22 protein-coding genes and 1 pseudogene are annotated in these 23,446 nt (G+C 54.4%); 12 read left to right on the top strand and 11 right to left on the bottom strand.

All coding sequences use genetic code 11. The features are described 5' to 3' along the window. Positions 1–3 precede the first annotated feature (3 nt). Positions 4–1,629, top strand: a pseudogene (locus PUP35_RS10375) (alpha-amylase family protein). Here PUP35_RS10375 and PUP35_RS10370 read toward each other — a convergent pair. The 4 genes from PUP35_RS10370 to PUP35_RS10355 are packed head-to-tail and all read right to left on the bottom strand — an operon-like array spanning position 1,630 to position 4,123. Beyond that, positions 1,630–2,616, bottom strand: coding sequence for an SDR family oxidoreductase (locus PUP35_RS10370; protein ID WP_104948601.1), 987 nt, complete (start codon positions 2,614–2,616; stop codon positions 1,630–1,632). 17 nt (positions 2,617–2,633) lie between these two features. Then, complete coding sequence (locus PUP35_RS10365) at positions 2,634–3,152, bottom strand: 2-oxo-tetronate isomerase (RefSeq protein WP_045910504.1); 519 nt, start codon at positions 3,150–3,152, stop codon at positions 2,634–2,636. An 11-nt stretch (positions 3,153–3,163) separates the two neighbouring features. After that, positions 3,164–3,610: a DUF421 domain-containing protein gene (locus PUP35_RS10360; protein ID WP_274243095.1), complete on the bottom strand. Its 447-nt coding sequence runs from the start codon at positions 3,608–3,610 to the stop codon at positions 3,164–3,166. 9 nt (positions 3,611–3,619) lie between these two features. Next, on the bottom strand, positions 3,620–4,123 hold the full coding sequence (locus tag PUP35_RS10355; RefSeq protein WP_127730800.1) for a hypothetical protein: 504 nt from the start codon (positions 4,121–4,123) through the stop codon (positions 3,620–3,622). Between the two features lie 138 nt (positions 4,124–4,261). Here PUP35_RS10355 and PUP35_RS10350 point away from each other — a divergent pair, with 138 nt between their 5' ends. The 4 genes from PUP35_RS10350 (at position 4,262) to PUP35_RS10335 (ending at position 9,342) form a co-directional block, all read left to right on the top strand. After that, on the top strand, positions 4,262–4,651 hold the full coding sequence (locus PUP35_RS10350) for a YdeI family stress tolerance OB fold protein (protein WP_045910503.1): 390 nt from the start codon (positions 4,262–4,264) through the stop codon (positions 4,649–4,651). Positions 4,652–4,715: 64 nt separating this feature from the next. Further along, positions 4,716–5,600 (top strand): SDR family oxidoreductase, encoded by an 885-nt coding sequence (locus PUP35_RS10345; protein WP_021242539.1) that lies wholly within the window; start codon positions 4,716–4,718, stop codon positions 5,598–5,600. 180 nt (positions 5,601–5,780) lie between these two features. Next, positions 5,781–6,704: a LysR substrate-binding domain-containing protein gene (locus PUP35_RS10340; RefSeq protein ID WP_127730796.1), complete on the top strand. Its 924-nt coding sequence runs from the start codon at positions 5,781–5,783 to the stop codon at positions 6,702–6,704. Positions 6,705–6,960: 256 nt separating this feature from the next. Then, entirely contained in the window at positions 6,961–9,342 is a 2,382-nt protein-coding gene (locus PUP35_RS10335; protein ID WP_274243094.1) for a glucose/quinate/shikimate family membrane-bound PQQ-dependent dehydrogenase, read from the top strand. A 103-nt stretch (positions 9,343–9,445) separates the two neighbouring features. On the opposite strand, the gene PUP35_RS10330 is transcribed toward PUP35_RS10335, so the two are convergent. From PUP35_RS10330 to PUP35_RS10320, 3 genes are all read right to left on the bottom strand, one after another. Further along, positions 9,446–11,140 (bottom strand): methyl-accepting chemotaxis protein, encoded by a 1,695-nt coding sequence (locus PUP35_RS10330; protein WP_271367841.1) that lies wholly within the window; start codon positions 11,138–11,140, stop codon positions 9,446–9,448. A gap of 160 nt (positions 11,141–11,300) precedes the next feature. After that, on the bottom strand, positions 11,301–12,419 hold the full coding sequence (locus PUP35_RS10325; RefSeq protein WP_021242543.1) for an S-(hydroxymethyl)glutathione dehydrogenase/class III alcohol dehydrogenase: 1,119 nt from the start codon (positions 12,417–12,419) through the stop codon (positions 11,301–11,303). Positions 12,420–12,449: 30 nt separating this feature from the next. After that, entirely contained in the window at positions 12,450–12,725 is a 276-nt protein-coding gene (locus tag PUP35_RS10320) for a metal/formaldehyde-sensitive transcriptional repressor (RefSeq protein WP_021242544.1), read from the bottom strand. A gap of 292 nt (positions 12,726–13,017) precedes the next feature. Here PUP35_RS10320 and PUP35_RS10315 point away from each other — a divergent pair, with 292 nt between their 5' ends. The 3 genes from PUP35_RS10315 (at position 13,018) to PUP35_RS10305 (ending at position 14,634) form a co-directional block, all read left to right on the top strand. After that, entirely contained in the window at positions 13,018–13,338 is a 321-nt protein-coding gene (locus tag PUP35_RS10315; RefSeq protein ID WP_127730790.1) for a hypothetical protein, read from the top strand. Positions 13,339–13,516: 178 nt separating this feature from the next. Next, entirely contained in the window at positions 13,517–14,140 is a 624-nt protein-coding gene (locus tag PUP35_RS10310) for a hypothetical protein (RefSeq protein WP_271367840.1), read from the top strand. After that, complete coding sequence (locus PUP35_RS10305) at positions 14,137–14,634, top strand: surface-adhesin E family protein (protein WP_244599408.1); 498 nt, start codon at positions 14,137–14,139, stop codon at positions 14,632–14,634. Before PUP35_RS10310 ends, PUP35_RS10305 begins: the two co-directional genes overlap by 4 nt. A gap of 83 nt (positions 14,635–14,717) precedes the next feature. Here the strand turns inward: PUP35_RS10305 and PUP35_RS10300 are convergent, their stop codons facing one another. Continuing rightward, entirely contained in the window at positions 14,718–15,647 is a 930-nt protein-coding gene (locus PUP35_RS10300; protein ID WP_274243093.1) for a LysR family transcriptional regulator, read from the bottom strand. Positions 15,648–15,737: 90 nt separating this feature from the next. Here PUP35_RS10300 and PUP35_RS10295 point away from each other — a divergent pair, with 90 nt between their 5' ends. The 3 genes from PUP35_RS10295 to PUP35_RS10285 all read left to right on the top strand — a co-directional run bounded on the left by PUP35_RS10295 (position 15,738) and on the right by PUP35_RS10285 (position 17,399). Then, a complete protein-coding gene (locus tag PUP35_RS10295) occupies positions 15,738–16,214 on the top strand; it encodes a GNAT family N-acetyltransferase (RefSeq protein ID WP_111964655.1) in 477 nt (158 codons plus the stop codon). Positions 16,215–16,338: 124 nt separating this feature from the next. Next, positions 16,339–17,007: an epoxyqueuosine reductase QueH gene (locus PUP35_RS10290; protein WP_008502293.1), complete on the top strand. Its 669-nt coding sequence runs from the start codon at positions 16,339–16,341 to the stop codon at positions 17,005–17,007. A gap of 119 nt (positions 17,008–17,126) precedes the next feature. Continuing rightward, positions 17,127–17,399: a DUF883 family protein gene (locus PUP35_RS10285; protein WP_023311651.1), complete on the top strand. Its 273-nt coding sequence runs from the start codon at positions 17,127–17,129 to the stop codon at positions 17,397–17,399. 29 nt (positions 17,400–17,428) lie between these two features. Here PUP35_RS10285 and PUP35_RS10280 read toward each other — a convergent pair whose 3' ends face one another. Beyond that, positions 17,429–18,892 (bottom strand): EAL domain-containing protein, encoded by a 1,464-nt coding sequence (locus PUP35_RS10280; protein WP_115875016.1) that lies wholly within the window; start codon positions 18,890–18,892, stop codon positions 17,429–17,431. Between the two features lie 276 nt (positions 18,893–19,168). Between PUP35_RS10280 and PUP35_RS10275 the strand changes: the two genes are divergently transcribed. After that, the gene (locus PUP35_RS10275; RefSeq protein ID WP_274243092.1) at positions 19,169–20,053 is read left to right on the top strand and encodes a MarR family transcriptional regulator; all 885 of its coding nucleotides are present in this window, start codon (positions 19,169–19,171) and stop codon (positions 20,051–20,053) included. Positions 20,054–20,088: 35 nt separating this feature from the next. Here PUP35_RS10275 and PUP35_RS10270 read toward each other — a convergent pair whose 3' ends face one another. Together PUP35_RS10270 and PUP35_RS10265 are read right to left on the bottom strand one after the other, a co-directional pair. Then, positions 20,089–21,264 carry an HlyD family type I secretion periplasmic adaptor subunit gene (locus PUP35_RS10270; RefSeq protein WP_115875014.1) on the bottom strand — a complete coding sequence of 392 codons (1,176 nt, stop codon included), beginning with the start codon at positions 21,262–21,264 and terminating at the stop codon, positions 20,089–20,091. Beyond that, entirely contained in the window at positions 21,261–23,441 is a 2,181-nt protein-coding gene (locus PUP35_RS10265) for a type I secretion system permease/ATPase (RefSeq protein WP_274243091.1), read from the bottom strand. Before PUP35_RS10265 ends, PUP35_RS10270 begins: the two co-directional genes overlap by 4 nt. Positions 23,442–23,446 lie beyond the last annotated feature (5 nt).

The raw sequence follows: 23,446 nt of genomic DNA, 5'->3' as shown, positions 1-23,446 counted from the left end.
GCTATGACGGACTGGCATACACGGGCCATTATTTACCAGATTGATACCGCACTCTTTTATGACCTGAACGGCGATGGCTGCGGGGACATCGCCGGGATAGCGGCCAAGCTGCGCTACATTCGCCGCATGGGGGCGACGGTTATCTGGATCACCCCGTTTTACCTCACGCCCTTTCTTGATGAAGGCTATGACGTCAGCGACCATCTCCAGGTGGACCCTCGATTCGGAAAGCTGGCCGATATCATCGCCTTTATCGAACAGGCCCGCGAGCTGGGCATGCAGGTCATTATCGAGCTGCTGATCCAGCACACCTCCGACGCGCATCCCTGGTTCCAGCAGGCCCGCCGCAACCCGGCGTCACCCTACCGGGATTACTACCTCTGGTCAGATAGTGACGAGGACGATACGCCCCCCATGTTTCCCGGCGTCGAGGAGAGCATCTGGAGCTGGGACGACGAGGCGGGACAATACTACCGGCACATGTTCTATCGCCACGAACCGGACCTGAACCTGACCTCGCCCGCGGTGCTGAAAGAGATTGAGAACATCATCCTCTTCTGGCTCAAGCTGGGCGTGTCGGGATTTCGCCTGGATGCCGCGTCCCACCTGACCACCCAGGCGGGAAACGGTGATGAAAAAAAGGGCCTGTGGATCCTCGAGCATATGCGTCGTCTTATCGAGCAACACAACCCGGACGCGATCCTGCTGGGTGAGGTCGACGTTGAGGTGGAGGCCTATCAGGACTACTTTGGCAATAATGACCGCCTGAATCTGGTGCTCAATTTCTGGCTCAACAAGTATTTTTACGTCAGCCTGGCCCGCAAAAGCGCCCGTCCGCTGCGCAACGCGGTGAAGAAGATGATCGTCCCGCCCGATTCATGCTGTTTTGCCAACTGGCTGCGCAATCACGACGAGCTGGATCTGGAGGGCATTAGCCAGAAAGACAAACAGTTTGTCCTCGATACCTTCGCCCCTGAAGAGGAGATGAACGTCTATCAGCGCGGGATCCGCCGCCGCCTGGCGCCGATGCTCAATGGCGATCGGAAGCGGCTGGCGTTCTGCCATGCGGTGCTATTTTCCCTGCCCGGCGTTCCGGTGATGCGCTACGGCGATGAGATCGGCATGGGGGATGACCTCGATCTGGAGGAGCGCTACGCTGTGCGCACCCCGATGCAGTGGGCGGGATCGCAAGGCGGCGGTTTTTCGGCTGCCGACCCGAAAAAATTTATCGCGCCGATTATCGACCGCGGCCCTTATCGCTATCAGAAAATCAACGTCGCCGATTCGCTCCTCCACCGCAACTCGCTTCTGCACCGGATCATTGATATCGCCAATACCCGTTCGGAGTTCCCCGAAATCGCCGTTGCGCCCTTTGGGCTCCTCACGATCGATAATGACGCGGTGCTGGGGATCTATTACGAGACCGAAGAACGCAGCATCCTGACCTTTGTTAACTTCAGCGACTAGCCGGTACGGTTCACCGTCAAGGGGATCCGCAACGCCACCTGGACCGCCTGTCTTGCGGACAAACGCTACGATGACGCGCTGGTTTGCGGTAAAACCGTTGAGCTCAGCCTTGGCGGCTACGGCTATCGCTGGTTCTGGACGCACCGCAGCGCGCTGCGCTGATTATGGTTTCCGGCGGGTTAGCAAACGCGTCAACACAATACCCGCCAACGCCAGCCCCCCTAACGCCACTTTGCCCGGCATACCGGAGGTCACGGACGACGCGCGGGTTTTCGCTTCATCAGTGAAACGGCCATGGATTTTGTGCAGGTCGTTAACCGGCTGGTCGAGATAATCCCGACGGTCCGGCGCGTTCAGATCGTCGGTCATCTGGCCTTCCCAGGCTTTCTTCACCATCAGCCTGTCCAGAAAACCCGGAAAGAGGAACTGCCCGACAATCGACTGAATGGTGCTGCTGCCAACCCACAGCTCGCGTACCGGCTTTTGCGCCACCCTGAAGATGGCGCTGGCGGCGACTTCAGGCTCGAACACCGGCGGTACCGGGCGCATTGCCCACGCGAACTTGTTCCTTGCCCATTCAAACTGCGGCGTGTTAAGCCCCGGCATCTGCACCATCGAAAGCTGAACCCGGCTGTTTTCATGCATCAGCTCGGTACGCACCGCATCGGTAAACCCGCGGATCGCCGCTTTGGCCCCGCAGTAGGCGGACTGCAGGGGAATGGAACGGTAGGCCAGCGCGGACCCTACCTGGATAATCACGCCCCTGTCGCGCGGAACCATAAGCTCCAGCGCCGCGCGGGTGCCGTTCACGTAGCCGAGGTACGTCACCTCAGTCACGCGACGAAACTCGTCCGGCGTAAGGGTGCGAAACGGCGCCAGCACGGCCCCCATGGCGTTGTTCACCCAGACATCAATCGCGCCGAGGCGATACTCAATCTCGTTAGCCGCATCCACCACCGCCTGACTGTCGGCGACGTCCGCCTGCACGGCGTGTGCATTTACGCCGAAGCGGCGCAGCTCTTCCTGGGTGGAGTGCAGGCTTGCTTCATCGCGGGCGATGAGGCCCACATCGTAACCTGCTTTTGCAAAGTGCAGCGCCGTGGCTTTTCCCACGCCCGCCGTCCCACCGGTAATGACTATGACAGCCATAGAACCTCCACGTAAACTCAACCGTTATGCCCGTCCGACAATGCTGTCACCAGCTCGGCCAGCGAAAAATGCACCGCTTTTTCCACCACGTCCTGACAGTCTCCGGAAAACAGTACGGTGCGGGTTTGCGTCTCGCCCTGGATGTTCCACGCAAAGCAGACCGTCCCCGCCGCCGTGCCGTCGTCGCCCCCTTCCGGGCCAGCATAGCCGCTGATGGCGATACTGATATCCGCCTGGGCGATGTCGCGGATGCTGGCGGCCATCTCGGTCACCGTCTGCTCACTGACGGCGGTATAGCGCGCGAGCGTCTCAGGACGAACGCCGAGGATCCGCGCTTTGGCTTCGTCGCTGAATACGACCAGGCCAACATCATAAAAATCGGCCGTGTTCTCTTCGGCACAAAGTGCTACCGAGAGCTTTCCGCCGGTACAGGATTCCGCCGTGGTTAAGCGAAGCCCGAGATCGGTTAATTTGCTCGCCAGTTTTTTCGTCAGTTCACCCACGGTATAATTGTTGTCGTGAAAAAGATTGCTCATCTTTTCGCCTCTTATTTCTCGAAAGGAATGATTGAAATATGTCCATTGCGCTCAAGTATGGCATATTTAATTTGGCTTATTCCGGTAATGCCATTATTCTGGCGCGCCGACACCAGAATATCATCACAGGACACATCGACTTTTTTCAGTTTATCGGCTAACGGCACGCCGTTCTCAACCAGAATAACGGGAGTACCGTCCAGAATATTCTCTACGGGCGAAAAATACTTTTTCATAAGGCCAAAAATAATATCCACCACCACCAGGGTGGTAATCGTAATCATCGCGCCGGTGACGGAAAAATCCTGTCCCAGAAGCGCCTGTTGCGTGGCTTCACTAATTATCAGGAGCAGAATGAGATCGAAGCTGGTCATCTGCAGCAGCGCACGCCGCCCGGCCACTTTAAAAACCACCACGAGGAACAGATAAATCGCCAGCGCACGAAAGACCATATCCATATCAGCCTCCTAGGGGTAAATAAATTGCCAGAAGGTTATCTCCGGCTCGCTGTTAATACGGATGGTTGTGTTCCATTTACCGGCTCTCGAAGGCGTGGTGAAGAATAACACCGCGAAGCGGTCTGACTTTTTCAGGTTGTTATAGACAAAATAGAGGGTCTTGCCCCGGCTGAACATGCTGTCAGGCTGCGGCCAGACGCTGCCAGGCTCGTAAACATCGTTGCTCTCGCTGGCCATACTGAGAACATACTTACCCTCTGATTGCACCGGGAACGCCAGCTCCATTCGCGTCTCCGTCTCCCGTCGGCCGAACCGTTCATAGCTTATGGTCAGTGATTTTGCGGAATTGGTTTTGACCGTATCGCTGACCCACCCGCTTGAAAACAGACCGGCGATAGCCGCGATGATAATAGCCAGCAGAACAATAAAACCCACCTGACGAAACGCGTATTCAAACGTCAGCAAGCGAAAACTCTCATCTATCCCGGGCAACTTTTCATTTTCACGCTTCATGGTCATCGTCACCGTTTCGCTTATTATCCGATAAGTTTGATTTCTCACGCGAATGTTTTTAGGACTTATCACATTTGCCACATAAAGAAATAGCAACAATACTTAATAAGTCAAGACACCCAAAATGAAGGATATCCGATGAAATTATCGCTTATTTCCGCTTTTATGATATTTCTGGTTCCGGCCGCCTTCGCAGATAATAACGGCGGGTTACAAAAAGGTGAAGCTCCGCCGCCACCCCATGCGCTGGATAGCGGATATCGCGGAACCGATGACGCGCGTATTATGACCATCGATCAGGCAAAACAACTGCACGACGGTGCGACCATTTCACTGCGCGGTAATCTTATTGACGGTAGCGGCGATAAGTTTGTATTTCAGGATAAAACCGGAAAAATCGACGTTATTATTCCCCAGGCAGTCTTCGATGGCAGAACGGTAAAACCCGACCAGATGATCAGCATCAACGGTTCGCTTGATAAAAAATCATCTCCTGCCGTCGTCCGCGTCGATCGTTTGCAGAAATAATTCAGCGAAGCGTTAACGCTGCAGTTATCCATCAAATCTCACCCCTTGGCTTAAGGAGTCAGCTATGAGTGATACCCAACAACGTACGAACGCTTATCCGCAGCCCCCGTTCCCGGAACAGCCACAAACGCCACCGGGACTGGCATCCGAAATGCAGCCTGTACCCGACCACGGGGAAACCAGCTACAAAGGGCATGGCCGCCTGGCCGGTAAAAAAGCGCTGATCACCGGCGGTGACTCGGGTATCGGTCGCGCAGTGGCCATCGCCTATGCCCGTGAAGGCGCTGACGTGGCGATTAACTATCTGCCTGAAGAGGAAAAAGACGCCGCGGAGGTCATCGACCTGATCAAAGCCGAAGGCCGGAACGCCGTCGCGCTGCCGGGGGACGTTCGGGACGAAACCTTCTGCCAGAACCTGGTCGAAGAAGCCGTCTCGAAGCTGGGCGGGCTGGATATTCTGGTCAACAACGCCGGTCGCCAGCAGTTCCGTGAATCCCTTGAAGAGCTGACTACCGAAGATTTTGACGCGACGTTTAAAACCAACGTATATGCCCCTTTCTGGATCACGAAGGCGGCGCTGCGGCACCTGAAGGCCTCGTCCGTTATCATTAATACCTCCTCCGTTCAGGCCGTGAAGCCCAGCCCGGTGCTGCTGGACTACGCCCAGACCAAAGCCTGTCTGGCGGTATTTACCAAATCCTTAGCCAAGCAGCTGGGTCCGAAAGGCATTCGCGTCAACGCGGTCGCTCCCGGCCCATACTGGACGGTGCTGCAGTCCAGCGGCGGCCAGCCGATGGAAAAAGTGAAGGAGTTTGGCGGAGATACGCCGCTGGGACGTCCGGGTCAGCCCGTCGAGATCGCCCCGCTGTACGTCACGCTGGCCTCGGATGAATGTTCGTTTACGTCCGGCCAGGTGTGGTGTTCTGACGGCGGTGACGGCGTAATCTAAACGCTTAACCCTTTCCCCTCAGCAATGAGCAATAAATGAACAAGGACGTTCGCTCTTATTCCCCGCCGAAAAACATGTTGTAACTCAAACAGATCAAATGTTAAAAATATTTTGCTATCAGGTTATCAAAATTAAATAACTTAACTTGTCACCCGCATCGCTCTGTTTTTAACATCGCCTATGGAAAAAAATGGTCTGTTCAGTCAGCGCATACGCTTGCGCCATTTGCATACATTTGTGGCCGTCGCTCAACAGGGAACGCTGGGGCGTGCGGCTGAAACTCTTAACCTGAGCCAGCCTGCGCTCTCAAAAACCCTCAACGAGCTTGAACAGCTGACCGGCGCCCGTCTTTTTGACCGCGGTCGGCTGGGGGCGCAGCTTACCATCGTGGGCGAACAGTTCCTTACGCACGCCGTTAAGGTGCTGGATGCGCTCAATACCGCAGGCCAGTCCCTGCACCGTAAAGAAGAACACACCAGCGAGGTCGTCCGCGTCGGGGCCCTGCCCACCGCCGCGCTGGGCATTCTTCCGCCGGTGATTGGCCAGTTCCACAAGCAGCAACGGCATACCACGATTCAGGTTGCCACCATGAATAACACGATGCTGCTCGCGGGGTTGAAATCGGGCGAGCTGGATATCGGTATCGGCCGCATGTCCGACCCTGAACTGATGGGGGGTCTCAATTACGAACTGCTGTTCCTGGAGTCCCTGAAGCTGGTGGTTCGTCCCGATCACCCGCTGCTGCAGGACACGGTGACGTTAAGCCGCGTCATGGAGTGGCCGGTGGTGGTGTGCCCGAAAGGGACCGTCCCGCGCCAGACCGCCGAAACCTTGCTGCAAATGCAGGGGTGTACGCTGCCCTCAGGGTGTATCGAAACGCTGTCAGCCTCGCTTTCACGCCAGCTTACGCTGGATTATGACTACGTCTGGTTCGTCCCTTCCGGGGCGGTAAAAGATGATTTACGCCAGGCAACGCTGATCGCGCTGCCGATTACCTCCCCTGGCCCCGGTGAACCTATCGGCATATTGACCCGCGTCGACACCCCACTCTCAACGGGTGCGCAGACGCTGCTGAGCGCCATCCGTAAATCAATGCCGGTTTAGAACCTTTTTGCCCCTCGCCCTGACCCTCTCCCCTCAGGGGCGAGGGGGTTGACCTGTGCGTTAATCAAATAATGCGGAATAAATCATTAACAATTGCTTAAAACAATTTAACAGTTTTATCATAGCGGAGAATTCACCAAATGGTTCGCAAATTATTTGATATAAACGAATTCACCGGTATTAACCATCAATCCCACCGCATTTATTACCCAACTGGTACATACCCGACACAGCGGGGGGAGCTAAGGAGACAGAAATGGCATTTGGCAGCGCGCCGCGCGGGATACCTCGTATTCTGCAGTGGCTTCTTGCCGGACTGATGATGCTCATCGGTCTGGCCGTCGGCGGGTTGGGCTTAAAGCTCGCCACCGTGGGCGGAAGTAGTTACTTCCTGATAATGGGCGTGGTAATGGTGATTGCCGCGATCCTGATTTTCCTCAACCGCACCAGCGGGATTGTGCTTTACGGCATCGCGTTTATCGCCTCGCTATTCTGGGCGGTAAGCGATGCGGGTTGGGATTTCTGGCCGCTCTTCTCCCGCCTGTTTACCTTTGCCGTACTGGCGTTCCTGTGCGCCATCGTCTGGCCCTTCCTGCGCACGGCAAACTACGCTGCACCGAACAAGACGCCCGCCTTTGGCGTCGCGGCCCTGCTCGCGGTGGCCATGCTGGCCAGCCTGGGCTGGATGTTTAAGCCTCAGACCCTCGTGGCTGCCAACGAGCCCGTTCCGGTGAAACCCGTCGCCCCTGGCGAGCAGCAAAAGAACTGGGAGCACTGGGGCAATACCACCCACGGCGACCGTTTCGCCGCGCTGGACCAGATTAACAAGCAAAACGTCCGCGATCTGAAAGTCGCCTGGGTTGCGCACACCGGCGATATTCCGCAGAGCAACGGCTCGGGTGCGGAAGATCAGAACACGCCTCTGCAGATTGGCGACACGCTGTATGTCTGTACCCCATACAGTAAAGTGCTGGCGCTGGACGTGGATTCCGGTAAAGAAAAATGGCGCTACGATTCCAAAGCCACGGCCCCTAACTGGCAGCGCTGTCGCGGTCTGGGCTATTTTGAAGACCACTCCAGCGTGACAACGTCACAGGCAGAAACACAGCCTGCTGCATGCCCTCGCCGCCTGTTCCTGCCCACTACCGATGCCCGACTGATTGCCATCAACGCGGATACCGGCAAGGTCTGCGACGACTTCGGCGACCACGGCACCGTGGATCTGAGCGTCGGCATGGGTGAGATTAAGCCCGGATATTATCAGCAAACCTCGACGCCGCTGGTTGCCGGGAATGTTGTTGTCGTCGGCGGTCGCGTCGCGGATAACTACTCTACCGGCGAGCCGCCGGGCGTTGTGCGCGCCTACGACGTTCACACCGGTAAGCTGGCCTGGGCGTGGGATCCGGGTAATCCGAACCTGACCGGCCTGCCGCCGGAAGGCCAGACCTACACCCGCGGTACGCCGAACGTCTGGTCAGCGATGTCTTACGACGCCAAACTGAATCTAATCTACCTGCCAACCGGCAACGCCACGCCAGACTTCTGGGCGGGAGAGCGTACCGCGCTGGACGATAAGTACAGTTCATCCATCGTCGCCGTCGACGCGGCCACCGGTCAGGTTCGCTGGCATTTCCAGACTACCCACCACGACCTGTGGGACTTCGACCTGCCTTCCCAGCCGCTGCTGTACGACCTGCCTGACGGTAAGGGCGGCACCACGCCTGTGCTGGTGCAGACCAGCAAGCAGGGCATGATCTTCATGCTTAACCGCGAAACCGGTAAGCCGGTCGCGAAGGTAGAGGAACGCCCTGTCCCGGCGGGTAACGTTGAAGGTGAACGCTATTCCCCGACCCAGCCGTACTCCGTCGGCATGCCGATGATTGGCAACCAGACGCTGACCGAATCCGACATGTGGGGCGCGACGCCTGTCGACCTGCTGCTGTGCCGCATTCAGTTTAAAGAGATGCGTCATCAGGGCGTCTTCACTCCACCGGGTCTCGACCGTTCCCTGCAGTTCCCTGGATCACTCGGCGGGATGAACTGGGGCAGCGTCTCCGTTGACCCGAACAACAGCCTGATGTTCGTCAACGATATGCGCCTGGGTCTGGCAAACTATATGGTGCCGCGCGCGAACGTGGCGAAAAATGCCAGCGGCATTGAGATGGGGATAGTTCCAATGGACGGCACGCCGTTCGGCGCGATGCGCGAACGCTTCCTGTCACCGCTGGGTATTCCGTGCCAGAAGCCGCCGTTTGGTACCATGTCAGCCGTTGACCTGAAAACCGGCAAGCTGGTGTGGCAGGTCCCTGTCGGCACGGTGGAAGATACCGGCCCGCTGGGCATTCGTATGCACATGCCAATCCCAATCGGCATGCCCACCCTGGGCGCGTCGCTCTCTACCCAGTCCGGCCTGCTGTTCTTTGCCGGTACCCAGGATTTCTACCTGCGCGCGTTTGATACCGCCACCGGGAAAGAGATCTGGAAAGACCGCCTGCCGGTTGGCAGCCAGTCCGGCCCGATGACCTACGTGTCGCCGAAAACCGGTAAGCAGTACATCATCATTAACGCCGGTGGCGCCCGCCAGTCGCCGGATCGCGGTGATTACGTTATCGCGTACGCATTACCCGATAAGAAATAAGATGTGAAAAAGGGACCGAAAGGTCCCTTTTTTGTAGGTCAGTTTTTGTAGGTCAGTTTTTGTAGGTCGGGTAAGCGAAGTGCCACCCGACACGGCTGTCGACTCAGAACGTCTCCCAGTTGTCCCCGCTATCTGCAACCGCCGGACGTAGTGCAGCCGGTTTTACCGCTGCGGAGTTCTGCGGTTGAGTACGCCCCTGTGTCTTGCTGCTCAACCGAAATGCGCCGACCGCCTCGGTCAGACGCGCGCCCTGTTCTTCCAGAGACGCCGCCGCCGCGGAGGCTTCCTCCACCAGCGAGGCGTTCTGCTGGGTCACTTTATCCATCTCGGAAATCGCCTGGCTCACCTGCACGATACCGCGGCTCTGCTCATCGGACGCTGCGGCAATCTCCAGCATGATGTCGGTCACGCGTTTAACCGCTTCGACGATTTCATTCATAGTGTTACCGGCGGCGACAACTTCACCGGAACCCTGGTCGATCAGCGATACGGATTCGTTGATCAGGCTTTCGATCTCTTTTGCGGCATTCGCACTGCGGCTTGCCAGGGTGCGCACTTCACTTGCCACCACGGCAAATCCGCGCCCCTGCTCGCCCGCCCGCGCCGCTTCTACCGCCGCGTTAAGCGCCAGGATATTGGTCTGGAAGGCAATGCTGTTAATCACGGCGGTGATTTCAGAGATCTTCTTCGAGCTGCTGGAGATATTGCCCATGGTTTTCACCACGCCGGAAACCATCTGACCGCCGCGACTGGCCTTACCGGAGGCATCTTCCGCCAGCTTGCTGGCATGATGGGCGTTATCGGCGTTCTGCTTCACCGTCGCGGTCAGCTGTTCCATGCTGGCGGCGGTTTGCTCGATGGCGGCAGCCTGCTGCTCGGTACGGGAAGAGAGGTCGGTGTTACCGGCAGAGATCTCGCTGGTGCCGCGGTAAATCTCCTCCGCCCCCTGACGCACGGTGCCGACCGTTTTTTCAAGCGAGTGCTGCATGGTTTGCAGATCGCGCGTCAGGCGGCCAATTTCGCTGCGCCCCGCCACGTCGTCCGGCATCGTCAGGTCGCCCTTAGCGATATTCTCGATACGTTTCGCTGCACGCTGAAGCGGATTGATTACTGTGCGGCGCAGCACGACAAAGGTCATCGCCGTCAGCACCAGCGCCAGCGCAAACGCGCCCACCATAAACATCAGGCCCAGCTGCGTGCGGCTGTGCGCCTGCGCCGTTAGCGCATTGGCACGGTCGGTACGGATTTTAATTGCCTTCAGCAGTACGGCGTTGTAAGCGTCGTCCAGCGGACGCGCCGTTTCGTTTTCATGGTTGATAATCGCCTCGAACATGCCGTTTTTGGCGAATTTCACCATCGGCTGCATGCCCGCGATATAGGCGTCATACCGGGTCTTCAGCTCCGCATCCAGCGCTGCGCCCTCGGCGGTACGCACGGCGCGATTCATGTAGGCGGTAAAGCTATCCTGAGACTGCTTAATGCGTGTTTCCGCCTCGCTGATGTTCTGCTTCATCGCATCCATCTCCGCGATTCGGCTTGCCGCACCGGCGTGGATCAGATTAATACGCGCGGTTCGCAGATGGTTTGAGCTGTTCGACAGCCCCATACGCACCTGAATTTCGGATGTGACATCCTGCTGATCGTTATCGGCCTGCAGCAGGAAATACCCTGCCAGACCCGAGCTCAAGGCAAACAGAAGAATAATGCCACCGAGAATGGAGGAAAACAGCGGAACCAGCCTGATGTGATGCAAGAAGCCCAGCTTGCGCTGCGCCAGCATCGAAGTAGTGTTGTCCATGACCGTCGACTCTCTTGTAGGTAAGATGCGTAAAAACACGCCTGTTAAATAGTCATCGGCACGGCAGAGATTTAGATTACGGCTAAAAACGCCGCACTGGTCACACTTTAGAGAAGATTATTAAAGAAATGCCAGCGGCGAAAAACCGCTGGCAGAAGAGTTACTTGTCGCCGAAATGGATAACGGTACGGATGGATTTTCCTTCGTGCATCAAATCGAACGCCTCGTTAATCTGCTCCAGCGGTAAGCGGTGGGTAATGAACGGATCGAGCTGAATCTTGCCGACCATAGCATCTTCAACCATACCCGGAAGCTGTGTACGCCCCTTCACGCCGCCAAACGCGGAACCGCGCCATACGCGCCCGGTGACCAGCTGGAATGGACGGGTTTTAATCTCCTGGCCTGCTCCGGCCACGCCAATAATGATGCTCTCGCCCCAGCCTTTGTGGCAGCACTCCAGCGCGGAACGCATCACGTTGACGTTGCCGATACACTCGAAGCTGAAGTCCACGCCGCCGTCGGTCATCTCAACGATGACGTCCTGAATCGGCTTCTCGTGATCTTTCGGGTTCACGAAATCGGTCGCGCCCATTTCACCCGCCAGCCTGAATTTCTCCGGGTTGGTGTCGACCGCGATGATACGACCGGCTTTCGCCTGAACCGCGCCCTGAATCACCGCCAGACCAATGCCGCCGAGACCGAACACAGCTACGGTATCGCCCTCTTTAACTTTTGCCGTGTTGTGCACCGCGCCAATACCGGTGGTCACGCCGCAGCCCAGCAGGCAGACTTTGTCCAGCGGCGCCTGCGGGTTCACCTTCGCCAGCGAGATCTCCGCGCAAACGGTGTATTCGCTGAAGGTGCTGGTGCCCATGTAGTGATAAACCGGCTCGCCGTTGTAAGAGAAACGGGTCGTCCCGTCCGGCATCAGCCCTTTGCCCTGGGTGGCGCGCACCGCCTGACAGAGGTTAGTTTTGCCGGATTTACAGAACTTGCATTCGCCGCATTCCGCGGTGTACAGCGGGATCACGTGATCGCCCGGCTTCAGGCTGGTCACGCCCTCGCCCACTTCCACCACAATCCCGCCGCCTTCATGGCCGAGTACCGCCGGGAAAACGCCTTCCGGGTCGTCGCCCGAAAGCGTAAACGCATCGGTATGACATACACCGGTATGGGTAATTTTGATCAGCACTTCCCCTTTCTTTGGCGGTGCCACGTCAATTTCAACGATTTTGAGCGGCTGGCCGGGGCCAAATGCAACTGCAGCGCGAGATTTCATATGTCTTCCCTTCTTGTCAGGTATGTGGATTTATTTTAGATAAGAGCGCAGTAAATGGCCGACTTCCGCCATGCGTACGGCACGCTGATCCGGCGTGGTTTCCCCCGCTACCAGCTCATCTTTGAGGTGAATCTCAACCATTTCGCCCATCAGGCCATTGGCAGCCCCGCGCACGGCGGCAATTTGCTGCAGGATGGCCAGACAGGGATCGCCCGACTCCAGCGCGCGTTCAAGGGCATCAACCTGGCCCCGAATGCGCCGGACGCGGGTAAGAATACGTTTTTTATCTTCGGGTGAATGCGGCATACGCCCTCCTGATACTATAGGGGGGTATTGTATCTTTTAAAGGTGCTTTATGTAAACCTTATGTTTTCTATGTTTATCAGCCAGTTACTTAACATGTAAAAAGTTTCGTTACGCAATTCTTTTCTCTCTGCCCTATTCGTGACATCAGATAAATAGTGACGAGGTATCTGAAAGTGATTTTCTGCTGCCTGAATTAAATACCCGGCGACATTCCTGGAAGATGATGAGGTGTCATGATCTGAATACTATTCAGAACAACCCAAACCATAAACTCGCTAAGCTGGACGTTTTTGTGTTAAATGGTGGCATCAATCAGCAGGTGATTATTGTGAAATTTTTTTGGCTAATTTTAAAACTCATAACAGCATCACTTTATGTGTTCCTGGTCGTTTTTAGTTCTGGATTTGTAGGTTCGAATACAGCCAAGGCAATTAATCTTGAAACACTTAACCTAAACTATGGGTTAATTGCAAAGGATTCGGCGGTATACGCAATCTGCGCAACTGGTGCGACATTGGTTGTGCCACCTGTCTTATATGTAATTCAGCATTATGTCTGGCCTGTACTGAAGTTTATCGGCCTGAAGATTCGCTACTTCTTTCATGGATACTAAAACTTCGCAGGGTTTTAAACGAAGGCAATAACCCATCGCCAGATGCTCGATGAGCAGGGTTAACTGACTGTAGGTTAGGTATTCAATACGCCTGATAACGAAGCAAAATAAAAAAGCGTAAAGTCTCATCCTGATAAGCCGATAAAAATAGGGTCTTTTTTTAATATAGGGATATTACATGCGTAAACACATCTCCTCCATTGGGCTCATAGCAGGTATGGCTGTAGCCACACCCGCGGTTCACGCCAGCACGTTGACACAAACGTTAACCCGCTGCGACTCAACCTTTTTCAACGAGATTTATCATCAGCGAGCCAAACTCAGCCGCGTAGCCCCCTTAACGCTCAACAAGCATTCGCAGGCCTGGTTCAAAGCCCCTGAAGACGGCAATCGCACCATCTGGTTTGCTCAACCACTGCATGAATTAAATCTGACGGTATCGGGATATTACCTGCAAACCAGCAATCTCGATGAAATCAATTACGGTAAGTACTATTACTGGGGACTCATTTTCAAAGAGTCGCAAGAAGAAGTAATGTCCAGACTTGATCATTTATCCTGGAAAAAGGCGGGAGATGATTATGTTTCTCAGACAATGATTAAAATCAACCCAAACAGTGACTGGGAAGACAACGCGCAGGCGGTGTCAGGTATTGCTCCGGCAAAAGAAAGTACCGAAAAGCTGTTAATGCTCAGCAAAGGTAAAGACGGGACATTATTGCTCTGTACCGTTCAGGGAAATGTAACGCCTGACATGCTGACGACATTACGACCTGATTTATCCGCAGGGGATGCGAAATGAAAAAGCTAACATGGCTGGTATTACTTATGCTGACAGGTTGTACCGGGACAAGTAAACCCCAGCCCCAGTCTACCCCCAAGCCACCGGCAGGCGTCATAAAAATCCTTGAAGATAAAAGAATTGCTTCGTATATCGATTTTCGGGTGATTTCAACTTATCAGGGTAACGGCCACTTGCGCCGCTTTTATTTCATCAATAACTACGCCGAGAAAACACTCATTATAAAAAATCCTCCCGTCTACATAGCGAGCTCCCGGGCAATCGACGTGATTAACTGCGACAAAAACCAGCGTGCTATTATGGCACGAACCTATTTTTCGAAACCGTTCGCGGAAGGCGATGTCGTACATGTGACACAGGATGTGGGACAATGGGAAAGTTACCCGAAAGACTCTCTTTTTGGGATAATAGCGGAAAGCATGTGCAGTATTCCCGTTGAAAAACTCAAGCCAGAGCCAGCGAAAGATAATCGAAAACCGTTACTGGATGAATAAAATCTTCAGGACCTAAGCTTCTATGGACAGACTCGCTCTGCTCTATATTAAAGCGCGGGCTGGGCTGACCGCTAACAAATAGCCTACCGTCCCCTGACAGCCTGCGCCAGCGTCTGCAGTTCCTCCTTCAGCCAGCGGGTCGCGCCCCGCTGGCCGCTGCGCTTATGCGAGTAAATTTTCACTTCAAACGTGCGTATCGAAAACGGTAAAGCAAAAATCCTCAGGTCTGCTGCCGCAACCAGCTTCTCAGCGGCGTAACGAGGGATCGCCATCAGCAGGTCGCTTTCCGCTACGATAAACGGTGCGCTGAGCATTGACGGCGTTTTGATCGCGATTTGCCGGGTATAGCCTAGCTGCTCAAGCCGTACGTCAAGAACGCCCTGCTTCTCATTCCATGGGGTCACCACCAGATGTCGGGCCGCGAGATAATCCTCCAGCGTCAGACGCGTCCGCCGCGCGTTGCTGATGACCACATACTCATCTTCAAACCAGTCGATCTCTTCCAGTTCCGGGTGTTGGATATCATCCTGAGTGCTGAAGCCCAGCGCCAGATCCACCTCGCCCGCCAGCAGTTCCGTCAGCGCCGGACTGTGCGGCAGATAGCGCAATTCAAAGCGTAACCCAGGGGCAGTAAGCTGCAGACTGTGCATCAGAGCCGGAAAAATGCAAAGCGCGGTAAAGTCCGTTATCGCAATCTGCAGGCTCTCCGTACTGCTGGCCGCATCAAACTCCGGCTGCGGGGTCAGTTCATGATTAAGGAACGAGAGTGCGGAAGCAATCGAAGGTGCGAGCTGAGAGGCATAAACGCTGGGGGACATACGATGCCCTGCGCGGAAAAACAGCGGGTCATTCAGGCTGGCGCGCAGGCGCGACAGCGCATGGCTGAGCGCGGATGTGCTCATCGCCAGCTCGTCAGCGGCCAGCCGAACGGAACGGTGGCGGTAGATCGCGTCGAAAACGGGCAGCAGGTTTAAATCAAGCCGTCTCAGGGCCGGATGCATAATATTCATCATATGTTGATTTCATTGCACTTAATTCTTCGGACAATACTCCGTATGCTTAACGCCATCAATCAAGACGCACGCTAAAAAGCAGGAAAAACAATGAGCATCACCCTTCGTCAGGCACGCCCCGAAGATGCGGCGGCCATTTACGCCATGATTTACGAGCTGGCGGTGTATGAAAAAGCCCCGGAAGAAGTAGTTACCACGCCGGAGGAGATCCGGGAAACGCTCTTTGGCGCAGGTACAAAAACCGAAGCGTTGATCGCGGAGTGTGAAGGCAAGATCGCCGGCTATGCCGTGTTCTTCACCAGCTATTCAACCTGGCTTGGCCGCAACGGGATTTATATGGAAGACCTTTACGTTTCCCCGGAATATCGCGGTAAAGGCGCGGGAAGAGCGCTGCTGAAACATATTGCTCAGCTCGCGGTAAAACGGCAGTGTGGCCGCCTTGAATGGAGCGTGCTGGACTGGAACCAGCCCGCCATCGATTTTTATCTGAGCATTGGCGCGCTGCCGCAGTCCGAATGGGTGCGATACCGTCTTGACGGAGAAGCGTTGCTCAAATTTGCCGAATAGCGGCACGTCATACCCGAGAAGATCCCGCCCCGCGGGATCGCTCTTTCCTGCGTCGATCCCGTCTCAACAGATTCTGAATTTATGCTACCCTTCCATAAATTTCATAAACATAGTGCAGAACGCCATGACGACAGCCCCTTTTATCCGCCCTCAACTCACCTTGCCAAACGGCGCTGACAAACTGCTGCTGCACTCCTGCTGCGCCCCCTGCTCGGGTGAAGTGATGGAGGCCATCCAGGCGTCGGGCATTGAGTACACCATTTTCTTCTATAACCCCAATATCCATCCGCAAAAGGAATACCTCATTCGTAAAGAGGAGAATATACGCTTTGCGGAAAAACACGGCGTGCCGTTTGTTGATGCCGATTACGACACCGATAACTGGTTTGAACGCGCGAAAGGCATGGAATGGGAACCCGAGCGCGGCGTCCGCTGCACCATGTGCTTCGATATGCGTTTCGAGCGTACGGCGCTCTATGCGGCAGAGAATGGATTCAGCGTCATCAGCAGCTCGCTCGGGATCTCCCGCTGGAAGAACATGCAGCAGATAAACGACTGCGGCCAGCGTGCGGCCGCGCGCTATCCGGGTATGGTTTACTGGGACTATAACTGGCGCAAACAGGGCGGCTCTTCACGCATGATTGAGATCAGCAAGCGGGAACAGTTTTACCAGCAGGAATACTGCGGCTGCGTTTATTCGCTCAGAGACAGTAACCTGCACCGTAAGTCACAGGGCCGCCCGCTGATCCGCATCGGGAAACTGTTTTACGGTCAGGATGACAATGAGAAATAACGGGTTCCGGATATAGAGATATATCCGAAAACCGCCCTTTAAGGTGCCGAATTTAGCGTTGCGTCTCCCGTATCCACAAAGAACGGCTATCCTTTAATTATCAACAAAAGGAGGCAAAAATGTCTGATTTCGGTACTGATAAAAATACCCAGTTTGCTGAAGATAAAGCAAAAAATAAATTTGATGAACTAGCAGGCTCAGCGCAGCAGCAGTTTGGTGAATTCGTTGATTCACCAAAGCATCAGGTAAAAGGTGCAGCTAAAAAATATGCCGCGCAGGCCAGCGATGCCGTTTCCGATGTAACAGAAGCGGTCAGAAATAATCCCCTCACCGGCCTCGTCGCCGCGGGTGCTGTCGGTATTGTTCTCGGTCTGTTGCTGGGTCGAAAATAACAAAAGCCCCTTCGGGGCTTTATTTTTACCTAACTAAACAATCTTACCATACGGTCTAACTCTTCCTCTTTCACGGCCCGCGATAAATAATACCCCTGAAAATTCTTGACGCCCAGCGCGACTAATTTTTCAAACTTTTCTTCACTGTCAACCCCCTCGGCAATACAGTCCGTTCCGGTCATATCGCTATAAAGCTGTATCGCTTTAATCAGGTTATAGTCATTGTCGTTTGCCACAAAATGCTCAACGATGTCCCGATCCAGCTTAAGTCCATCAAAATGCACCTGGCGCACCGGGAACATGGTTTGATGATTTGAGAAGCAGTCATCCAGATACAATCGACACCCTGTATTACGTAAATGCCGCATGGTTTCAGGGATCCTTTTGTCCTTAGTTACGTCAATATCCTCTGCAAATTCAAAGACCAGCTTTTCGGCCCACTGCGGTTTGAGCAGCATATCGATGGCTTTGCGTGCCATATCAGGCAATGCATTTCCGGAAGCCAGGCGAGGCGGGATGTTCACAGAAAAATAATATTTCCCGTTATACTTATTAATACCCGAAACGGCGGCATGGATGACTAACGCTGTTATTTTTAACCATATCTCATGATTTGAGATGTCCGTGAGAAAACTGGCTGGCTTGACAATTTTACCATTTTTATTCCAGCGAATAAGTATTTCAAAACCTACGCCCTTTTTGTCACGATCGGTAATAATCTGATAGGCAGGGAAGATCTCTCTTTTAAGTAGCGCATTAAATATTTCTGTTTCCTTATCCGTGAATTCTGTTTTCTGGCGCTGATGTTTAATTCGCCCTTCCGCTTTTAAATTATGCGGATCGTGTAGCCATCGCTTAATTAAGTTTAATTTGAGCACACCCTCCTTCCGATGGGTATAAACCGTCTTATTCGACAACCCCATTCTTTCGCACATTTCTTTTACTGACATACCGCGATAGAAATTTAATAAAACATCAATCTCTCTTTTTGTTAGCCACTTTACGTTTTCCTGGGAAGAGTTATCCCGGTAACGATCGCGTAATAAGTACGAACGGTCCTTAAATACATTATGGTGCGTATGAATAAAGGTTATAATATCTGAAACGCGGGCTATACGAATCAATGATAACTGATAACTATTATTTAAAAGACTGCCCAGGGTGCGATACAGCCAGCCATCCGGTATGTCACCATACAGGGTGACACGTCTAATAACGGGAAGTGTATTGAGCACGGATGCCAGACGCTTCAGGCTTTCCAGGAGATTCACGACCCCCTTACCAAGAAAGACAACGATATGAGCATTTTGATTTATAAGGATATTTTCCATATCCCGCTCGGATATCTCATCCCCCTCAAAGTGCAGATGCGAAGCCTCTATTTCGTACTGGCTTAGGATCAGACGATATCCCTGGAACGTAAAACCGCAGGCTGAAATGACAAATTTTTGTTCATCGCACGCCCCATTTCTGTGAGAAATTTTGTGGGTCATAAACTGCTCCTGGGCACTAACGCACCTTTTCCATTTGTGAATACGTAAAATTTAACGCACCTTTTATAATCATTAATTTTACAATACAGCCACAGGGTACGAAACAATTATCAGCTGAACTCACCGGAACATCTTTGCGTTAATCACCGCGGTTTAAATATACTTTTCTTTTCAAATAACCCCGACAAACATCTCATTCTCAGGGTATAATGAAAATTCCGAAAAAGAAGACTGGATACTTCATCTATCGGTTCATTCAAATACGAGAAAAATGCTATGGATAATCATATCTCATCCAGGGCCTTGCTACATCGAAGGGATGTTATAAAGAGCAATCCGCGATTCGGTGAGGCAATATTAGAGCACTACACAATTAATGACACCATCTACAAAAAACAACCTTTGTTCTACAAGACAATGCTGCAGGAATCACGATTCAATATTATTCTCTCCATGTGTTGCTTTATTTTTGGAAATCAGGCCGAGTCAGTTTCAGAGATTAAAGAGTTATGTTCTCGCTATAAGATAGCCAGCCCTAACAGCGTTATTGCGATCATTACGATACTCAGAACCACCGGGCGCATCAGAACCTGGCGCTGCACGGAAGACCGACGTAAAACGAGAATCGCGCCCACTGAAAAAGGTCTCAATGAACTTAAGCGTTATATGTTCGGTGCTTTTTTGCCCGTCAGCATTCTTTACCCAGCATTTAACATTAATGTTAACCTGCTGGATAATGATATTTCGAGAAACAACTTTTTTCGCCGTGCGGCTGAATATCTTTTTCGGGGATTAACGTTCCGAAAGGTGCTGCCAGAAGTGGGATTATTTATCGATAAAGATGGCGGGCGTATGATTATGCTTTATCTTTACCTGCAGGCCATGAAAAACAAATCTGCCCATGGTGCCGTCATTGAATATTCAGCAAGCACGCTAGCAAAAGAATTTTTTGTTTCGCGCATTCACGTCAACCGAATTATTAAATCGGCACAAGAGGCGGGTTATCTTAAAGATCGTGGTGATGGTCGAATGTCGATATACCCGGCGTTTCTCGAACTTGTTGAAAATTATGCCGGATTATATTTTGCGTATGTTACCCATTACATCAACGTCGTACCTAAAGAGCGACGCCACGCTCATAACATGACGTCAACCGTATAATTCACCAGGCGTTCGGTGTTCCGAACGCCCTTAACCTATCGTTCCCGCAGCGCCTCTTTTGCCTTGTTCAGCGGTTTCAACAGATAATCCAGAATGGTTTTGCTGCCGGTTTTAATGTCTACGGTAGCTATCATGCCCGGAAAGACCGGGAATTCCTGACCTTGCTTATTGGTCAGATGGTTACTGTCGGTACGGATATAGACGCGATAGTAATAAACATCTCTTTTCACCTCATCCTGCAGGGTGTCCGGCGAAATCATGGTCACTTCCCCTTCCAGCCCGCCGTAAATGGAGTAGTCATAAGCCGTCACTTTTACCAGCGCCTTCTGTCCGGGATGGATAAACGCCACATCGCGCGGCGAAATTTTCGCTTCAATCACCATCTGATCGTCAAGCGGAACCAGACTCATCAGCTTGCCGTTCGGCGGGATGACGCCTCCCACGGTCGTAACGTCGATATCCTTCACGATCCCGCGAACCGGGGCATTGAAGGTCAGCCGGGTCAGAGAGTCTTCCCGGCCCTTCATCACCGAACGCTGGGCTTCAATCTCCGCATTGGCTTTCGCCAGCTCTTCACGGGCGCGAACGTAATACTGGTTTTTCATCTCGGTGATTTTGTTCTCAAGCTCATTTTTCTGACGCTCAAGACGCAGCACCTCCACCTTGCTGGCCGCTCCCTGGGTCACCAGCGGACGGGTCAACGACAGTTCGCGCTGCACCAGCTCGGCCCCCTGACGCAAACCGGCCAGTCCTTTTTCGAGGCTTTCACGACGGGACTGGTAGAGCGCCGTTTCCTGTTTGACCAGCTCAACGTCGTCATCCAGCTCTTCCGGAAACGCGAGTTCCGTGTCGTTCACCTCGGCCTTCAGGCGCGCCGCCGTTGCCAGCGCCGCATTCAGACGAGACTCGCTCTCCAGCACGCTCGACTCGGTTTTCGTCCGGTCAAGCTGCGCGAGCTGCTGGCCGCGTTCCACAATGTCGCCTTCGCGCACCATCAGGCTGTGGATAATGCCGCCTTCCAGGGACTGAATGACCTGCTCATGCGAAGACGGTATCACCTTACCGCTGCCGGTGGTCACCTCATCCAGATGGAACAGGCTTGCCCAGGCGATAAACACCGCCAGCAGGGCAAACAGCGACCATGCCACCAGGGTAGAGCGCGGCAGGCGAGGCTCCTTCAGCCGGCTATTGAAACGAGACAAATCATTCATGCCGCGCCCTCCTCTGCAACCGCCGCCGGCTTCATGGTCACGGTGCGCTGTGCTGCTTTTTGCGGTGCCATACCGTGCTGGTGCAGGATAGCGTCGCGCGGTCCATCCATCACCACCTTGCCGTTTTCCAGCACGATGATGCGATCGACCAGGTCCAGAATCGGCAGGCGATGCGTCGCCACGACCAGCGTCCGGCGTTTACCCAGCCATTTGTGAAGATGCTGAATAAACTGCTTCTCGCTCATTTCGTCCAGCCAGGCGGTAGGCTCGTCCAGCAGCAGGATATTTGGCGAGGTGATCAGGGCGCGCGCCAGCAGCAGCGCCTGACGCTGTCCGCCGGAGAGGCCCGTTCCGCCCTCGTTGATGACGGTGTTCAGCCCCATTTTCTGCTTGCGCACAAACTCCAGCGCGCCGCTGTTGACCAGCGCCTGATGAATTTCGTCATCGGTGGCGAGCGGGTTCCCCATCAGGATGTTGTCCCGCACGGAGCCAAAGAACAGCCGGGCCTGCTGGCTCAGCAGCTGCATGTCCCGACGCACGTCGGCCGGGTCGAGGTGATTGAGCGCAATATCGTCCAGCAGAATGCTGCCCTGCTGCGGCTCCTGCATGCCCGCCAGAAGCTGTAACAGCGTGCTTTTCCCGGAACCATTGCGTCCAAGCACAGCCACGCGCTCCCCGGCGCGGATCTGCAGCTTGCTGATGTTGAGCACGGTGAGTTTCTCTTCCTCGTCGTAGTAAAACCCAACGTCCTCAAGCGAATAGTCGCCGCGCAGGTGGGCCTTGTGCACCTTCTTGCCGTGCTGCGGATCGTCAATCGGACGCTGCATCAGATCGTCCAGCCCCTTGCGGGCCACTTTCGCCGACTGCCAGCGCGAGAGCACGCCTGAGATCTGCGACAGCGGCGCAATGGTCCGCGACGCCAGAATCGAGGTCCCGACCAGCGCACCGGTGGTCATATCGCCGCTGATGACCAGATAACACCCCACCAGCAGCACTACCGCATAAACGATGGACTGCACCTCCTGGGTCCAGGTGAGCAGCAGGCCCGTCAGCCAGCGCTGCTTCATGCCGACGCTGGCGGCGACGTCGTTGGTATTATTCCACTGGTTCTGGAAACGCTGTTCGGCGCGCATCAGCTTAATGTCTTCAATGCCCTGCACCGCTTCTACCAGCGTGGCGTTACGGATGGCGGATTCGCGCATCCCTTCGCTAGAGAGTTTCCCCAGCGGGCGCTGTACCAGCAGGCCCGGGATGAGCAGCAGCGGCACGGCGAGCAGAACCACCAGCACCAGCGGACCGCCAATCATCCACAGAATGAAGACGAACAGCAGGAAGAACGGCAGATCGGAAATCGCCGCAATGGTGGTGGAGGTGATCAGCTCGCGCACCGACTCCAGCTCGCGGATCTGCGCGATAAACGATCCGGTTGATCTCGAGCGCGCGCCGTTTTTAATCCGCAGCGCGTGGGCAAAAACGCGTTCAGAGATACGCAGGTCGGCGCGCTTGCCCACTACGTCAGAAATATGCACCCGCAGCATACGCATGATGAATTCGAACACGATGGCAATCATCACGCCGCCAAACAGCACCCACAGCGTGGCCTCCGACTGCGACGGTACCACCCTGTCGTACACCTGCATGGAGAAGACCATGCCTGAGAGCGCCAGCACGTTGGCGACCAGCGCCACCAGCATAATGTCGCTGTAGCGTCGCCAGTCCTTCAGCGCCAGCTGCCAGAACCAGTTTTTCTCGTACGGTTTGATGTAGTCATCCACGCGGGCATCCGGCGTGGATTCGAGCGGGCGCAGCACCATCAGGCCCTTTAACCGCGACCCGATCTCCTCGCGCGTCAGCGTCGTCTCCAGCCCCGCATCGCCGCTGAACTGCAGGCTGACGTTGCCTTCGTTGTCCATGCGGTTGATCACCGCAATCTGCCCGCCGGTGAATTCCGCCAGCAGCGGCAGACGCCACGGATCGAGGGATACCGCTTCCGCCGCCACCACACGCATCCCCAGCCCAAGCTGGCGCGCCATCTCCTCCAGCACCAGCTGGCGCGGAGACTGGCTTTCATGGTTAATTGTGACCCGAACATGCTCCGCGGAAAAATCCAGTCGGTAGTGCTTCGCGATGATGAGCATGCCCTGCAGCCAGGGTTCGTACTGTGGATGTGTCTTCATAAGGC

Origin of the sequence: Enterobacter sp. S-33 (assembly GCF_028735835.1) — a bacterium.
Classification (GTDB): Bacteria; Pseudomonadota; Gammaproteobacteria; order Enterobacterales; family Enterobacteriaceae; genus Enterobacter; species Enterobacter vonholyi.
The sequence above is the reverse complement of the archived record's forward strand: the minus strand, read 5'-3'. Positions and strand labels throughout refer to the sequence as shown.